This is a genomic window from Corallococcus sp. CA041A (assembly GCF_003612075.1).
Lineage (GTDB): Bacteria > Myxococcota > Myxococcia > Myxococcales > Myxococcaceae > Corallococcus > Corallococcus exiguus.
On record NZ_RAWF01000520.1, the window covers coordinates 1 to 1,757 of the forward strand.

Below are 1,757 nucleotides of genomic sequence, written 5' to 3' on the forward strand. Positions count from 1 at the left end.
AAGAGACGGGGGTGGGCGTGGGGCTGGTGCTGGTGTGCCACGTCCTGGCCACGTCGCTGCGCTCGGCCCTGCTGGTGCGGCTGCGCGTGGAGCTGGACGTGGGCATGGCGGGCCAGCTGGTGCGGCACCTGCTGTCACTGCCGTATGCCTTCCTCCAGCAGCGCTCGTCGGGCGACCTGATGATGCGCATCAACAGCCTGGCCATCATCCGCGAGGCGTTGGGCGCGGCCACGCTGGCGGTGATGCTGGACGGGCTGCTCATCCTCTCCTCGGTGGGGATGCTGGCGGGCCTGAGCCGGCCGCTGCTCCTGGCGGTGGGGGCCGTGGCTGCGGCGCAGGTGCTGGTGCTGCTCTTGACGCGGCGGCGGCGCGAGGAGCTGCTCGCCAGCGAGATGCACGCGCAGGCGAAGTCCCAGGACTTCACGGTGGAGATGCTGTCCGGCCTGGAGGTCCTGAAGTCCTCGGGCGCGCAGGGACAGGCGGTGGGGCACTGGGAGGAGCTCTACACGCGGCAGCTCAATGCCTCCTCGCGCAAGCGCTACTACCAGGGCGTGGTGGAAGCGCTGGCGGCGGGGCTCCAGGTGGGCGCGCCGTCGGTGTTGTTGGGCACGGGGCTGTGGCAGGTGCTGCGCGGCGAGCTGACGCTGGGGGCGATGCTGACGGCGCAGGCGTTGGCGCTGGGCGCGCTGGCCCCCCTGGCCTCCCTGGTCGCGGTGGGCGGGCAGGTGCAGCTCGCTGGTGGCTACCTGGAGCGCATCGACGACCTGCTGGAGACGGCCCCGGAGCAGGACGCACGAAAGGTGCGGCCCGCGCCGAAGCTGGCCGGTGGCATCACCGTGGAGGGCGTCCGTTTCCGCTACGGCGCGCTGGAGTCACCGTCCCTGCAGGACGTGTCGCTGAGAATCGCACCGGGGCAATGGGCGGCCATTGTCGGCCCCTCCGGCGGAGGCAAGTCCACGCTGGCGCGCGTGCTCCTGGGTTTGTACCGGCCGGAGGCGGGGCGGGTGCTCTTCGACGGGATGGACCTGACGGAGCTGGAGAGCGACTCGGTGCGCCAGCAGCTGGGCATCGTGGTGCAGGACACGCGGCTGTTCAACGCGTCGGTGCGCAGCAACATCGCCTTCGCGGATCCGTCCATCCCGCTGGCGGCCGTGGTGGACGCGGCGACGCGCGCGGGCATCCACGAGGACATCCTCGCGCTGCCGCTGGGCTACGACACGCCCATGGGAGATCAGGGGGCCAGTCTTTCTGGAGGGCAGCGGCAACGGCTGGCCCTGGCGCGTGCGCTGGTGCGTCGGCCCTCGGTGCTGCTGTTGGACGAAGCGACGAGCGCGCTGGACGCCGTCACCGAGCGGCGCGTGCAGCAGGCGCTGCAATCCCTCTCATGCACCCGCGTCACCATCGCCCACCGGCTGAGCACGGTGGCCGGCGCGGACATCCTCTTCGTCATGGAGAAGGGCCGCATCGTGGAGCAGGGCACGCACGCGGAGTTGCTCGCTCGAGGCGGAGCCTACTCGCGGCTCGTCCAGGCCCAGCTCGAGCTGCCCTCACGCTCCCGGGCCCGCGCGGGCTGACCGCTGAACGGTCTGTCCACGGGCCTGGCTTAACAGCGGCGAAAAGGCCGCTTGACAGCATCACTTTCACGCGGGGAGGGTGCGTGCCCGGCGCCCCCTCCCGTCCCTGGCGCCCCTCGCCTGAAAGGTCCCGCGTGTCCGCCTCTCCGCCGCCCACCTCGCCACCTGTCTCTTATACACCTC

General features: G+C 71.5%; 1 protein-coding gene. It reads left to right on the forward strand.

Annotated features, from left to right (window positions below):
- The coding region (locus tag D7V77_RS41830) for a peptidase domain-containing ABC transporter (RefSeq protein WP_147452355.1) at window positions 1-1,574 on the forward strand (1,574 nt) is incomplete at its 5' end.
- Window positions 1,575-1,757: the final 183 nt, after the last annotated feature.